Raw genomic sequence first — 3240 nt, 5'->3', positions numbered from 1 at the left:
AAGTGTGGCTCTGTTATAAAGCAACTTCGTGAAAAGTCATCCTGTCGGGCGCAATATGATCCAAAACATGACCCTATATAACTTGTGACTTATCTTTCTGATCCTGCCTGTCGCAACTTCCCTGATATGCCGCTTGATCAATTGACTACCCGGGCGGCAATGGCCATCTCATGGATGGCCATGCCTTCGCGCTAGAGTCGTCATCAAATCAGAACCGTCAGTCAATGAGAGCCATCAGCGGCGCGGCAGCCATCAGCGAAAGTAATGCTTCGCGAAGGTCGCCAGGTGGCCATGCTTCATGGCGACCGGCGCCTTGCGCAGGAAAAAGGCCAATGACAACGGCGAGAAACGACTGCCGGTGGCGCGGGCAAACATGCGCCCCTTGGTGCGCGCCTTGGCCGGCGTGCTGTAGAAGTCGCTGCCGGAGGTGACCCCCGCATGGGCGACGATGCCCAGATTGGCACGCATCAGACGCGCGCCCTGACGACGCGCATCGCTCAGCACGATGAACTCCTCGCCGGAGGGCTGATCGGTGCCCAGGCCGAACTGCTCATCGAAGCGTGCATGGAACTGGCAGAGATCCAGCGCCATGTCGACCGAGCGCACGCGCGCCAGTGACATCAGGCTGTGGGTCTTGAAGGACACCGGCGGCGCGGGCCGATCCGGGTCTCGCTCATGCAGCGGGAAGGCCTTGACGTGGGGGAAGCTGATCGCGGCCGCTTCGGTGCAGGTGAAGGCTTCCATCACCAGCGCGACAGCCTGGGGATGCAGCTCGATGTCGTCATCCAGCACATAGGCGTAGCGCGTGGCACAGGCGGCCAGCGCCGTGTTGCGACTCTTCGACAGACCCCGCCCGTCGATCGCCAGGTACTCGAAACGGCTATCGAAATTGGCCAGCGCGTACTCGCGGTATTGCTCGCGGCTCGCAGGGTCTGACAGCTGATGCACGATCAAGAAGCGCGCCCCGGGCAGCGCATCATGACGCGGCACGCTGTAGAGGCCGTCATCCAGGGTCGAGATCAGGAAGGTCAGCTCCGGCACCTGACGACGCGCGCTGTCATCCACCTGGCGTGCTCCGACCAGCACGCGCGGGCGCGAGTCGAGGGTCGGCTGCGCGCTTGCATCGGCGTGGCGGGAAGCCGCCGTGGACTCGGTGGAAGGTGTCGCGGACGCCGCGACATCCTGTTCAACGATGTTTTGCATAACCGTTCACCGCGTAATGGACAAAGTTGCGACTGGCGCTGATCACATCCATCCCCAGCACCTCACGATACAGACGCCACTGATAGGCGGCGGCCTTGAACTTGTTGGACGACACGCTGCTCTCGCGACGCGTATAGCGCGCCAGCGGTTCCGGCATGCCCTGCGCCGGGCCCAGCTGACCGATGATGATCAGCCACAGCGCCAGGTCCTGACGCTTGCGGATCGTCGGCATGTAGAAGCGCCCGTAGCGACCGGCGTCATAGATGGCGGTCAGGCAGCCGATGGAGTTGGAGCGCAGCATGTCGTCACGCGTCAGGCGCTCGGGCGGCGCGAAGTACGAGACGTGCTCGCCCTGCTCGTCGACCATCTCGTAGCCGGTGTAGGAAAGCCCGGCGCCGGTGTCCTGCATGAAGGCGATCTGGCGTTCGATCTTCTCGGGCAGCCAGGCATCGTCGGCATCCAGAAAGGCGATGTAGCGGCCCTTGGCCTCGGCGATGGCACGGTTGCGTGCCCGGCCCGGGCCACCGTTGGTGTCGGTTTCCAGCACGCGGATCTCGACGCCAGCGGTGTCCAGCGCCGCGAAGTCGTCACGCAGACGACTGGCGGCACCATCCGGCGAGGCATCGTCGCTGATCAGGATCTCGCGTACCGGCTCGCTCTGGGCCAGTACCGAGTCGACGGCGGCGTGCAGGCGGCGGTCATAGCCGTAGTTGGGCATGATGACGGAGACATCAGCCATGGGCCTTCTCCTCAAGCGGCTGTCGCTGAACGCGACGCGAGTGTGTGTCTGGGCGCGTGTCTGCGGATGAATCCTGACGCGCCTGCTCGGTAGTCGCCGCATCGCCGGGCGTCGGCGGCGCGAGACGCGAGATCAGACGCTGATATTGCGGCAACACCGCGTGCGCGCTGTAGCGGTCAAAGCTCTGCCAGGCACCGTTCGAGAGGCGCAGCAGAAGCTCGTCATCGAACTCGAGGCGCGCCAGCTCGTGGGCAAGCTCCGCGATGATGGCGGCATCCTCACTGCCATCCGCTTCCGCGCTGAGCATCCCGTCACGGCCATGCTCGATCAGCGCCAGCGGACCGGAACGCACCGGGCGCGACAGGCACGGCAGCCCCTCACGCTTGGCCTCGATCACGTTCATCGGCAGGCATTCGCGCTCCGAGGTCAGCAGCAACAGGCGTGCACGCCGCAGCTCGTGGGAGACATCCCTGAGCGCGCCGGTGAACAGCACCTGAGTGCCTCCAGGCACCGTGCTGTCGTTGGCGCCCTGGAAAACGCGCAGTCCCAGCTCGTTGCATAGCGCCAGCAGGCGTTCACGCTCCGGGCCGTCACCGACCACCACCAGGCGACCGCGACGGTAGCCGGAATTCGCGAAGGCACGAATCGCCAGGTCGAGGCGCTTGATCGGCGCCAGACGCCCGACCATCACCACATCGACCTGATGTTCGCAGCGGCTGCGTGCCTCGTCCGCCTGCTGGTCATCCAGATAATTGGGAATCACCGTCGGCGTGAGGCCGCGGCGACGCCAGCATTCGGCATCGACCTCATTGAGCACCTGCAGCACGTCGAGGTGGCGATAGGCCAACTGCTTGACGATGCGCTTGGCACGGCGGTCGTGATGATAGGCGCTGTGCTCCTGGGCGATGATGCGCGTGCGCGGACGCGGGCGCCCCTCGCCATCGACGCCACCGGTACCGCGTGCCGCCAGCTGCGCCGCCAGATGGAAGGCGAAGTAGCCGCTGACCATCACCTCGATCCGCTCCTCCAGCATCAGGCGACGCAGATGCGTCACCCAATGGCGGAAGTTCTGGCGCGTGCCGGTGGCCGGCAGCCCGAGGGTGCGATATTCGACACCCTCCAGACGCCCCCAGTACGGCTCGCCTTCGCGCACCGAGACCAGCGTGACCCGGTGACTGGCGCTCAGGTCCCGCGCCAGACCATGCATCACCTTCTCGACGCCACCACAGGCACTGATGTCCTGAATCAACAGAGCGACATGTGCCATATCAGGCTCCTCGCACGACAGGCTCGCTGTC

3 protein-coding genes are annotated in these 3240 nt (G+C 64.8%); all 3 read right to left on the bottom strand.

Annotated elements, in window-relative coordinates; all coding sequences use genetic code 11:
• Positions 1-252 precede the first annotated feature (252 nt).
• The 3 genes from AC4FAH_RS09380 to AC4FAH_RS09370 are packed head-to-tail and all read right to left on the bottom strand — an operon-like array spanning position 253 to position 3209.
• On the bottom strand, positions 253-1203 hold the full coding sequence (locus AC4FAH_RS09380) for a glycosyltransferase family A protein (protein ID WP_043334129.1): 951 nt from the start codon (positions 1201-1203) through the stop codon (positions 253-255).
• On the bottom strand, positions 1187-1942 hold the full coding sequence (locus tag AC4FAH_RS09375; protein WP_043334128.1) for a glycosyltransferase family 2 protein: 756 nt from the start codon (positions 1940-1942) through the stop codon (positions 1187-1189). Before AC4FAH_RS09375 ends, AC4FAH_RS09380 begins: the two co-directional genes overlap by 17 nt.
• A complete protein-coding gene (locus AC4FAH_RS09370; RefSeq protein WP_288990215.1) occupies positions 1935-3209 on the bottom strand; it encodes a glycosyltransferase in 1275 nt (424 codons plus the stop codon). Before AC4FAH_RS09370 ends, AC4FAH_RS09375 begins: the two co-directional genes overlap by 8 nt.
• Positions 3210-3240 lie beyond the last annotated feature (31 nt).

The organism is Cobetia sp., from assembly GCF_983723665.1.
This window is presented reverse-complemented; position numbering and strand designations above follow the sequence as displayed.

Excerpts from the sequence above, each read along its gene's own strand:
- AC4FAH_RS09370 (WP_288990215.1), bottom strand. The coding sequence starts at position 3,209 with ATGGCACATGTCGCTCTGTTGATTCAGGACATCAGTGCCTGTGGTGGC.
- AC4FAH_RS09380 (WP_043334129.1), bottom strand. The coding sequence starts at position 1,203 with ATGCAAAACATCGTTGAACAGGATGTCGCGGCGTCCGCGACACCTTCC.
- AC4FAH_RS09375 (WP_043334128.1), bottom strand. The coding sequence starts at position 1,942 with ATGGCTGATGTCTCCGTCATCATGCCCAACTACGGCTATGACCGCCGC.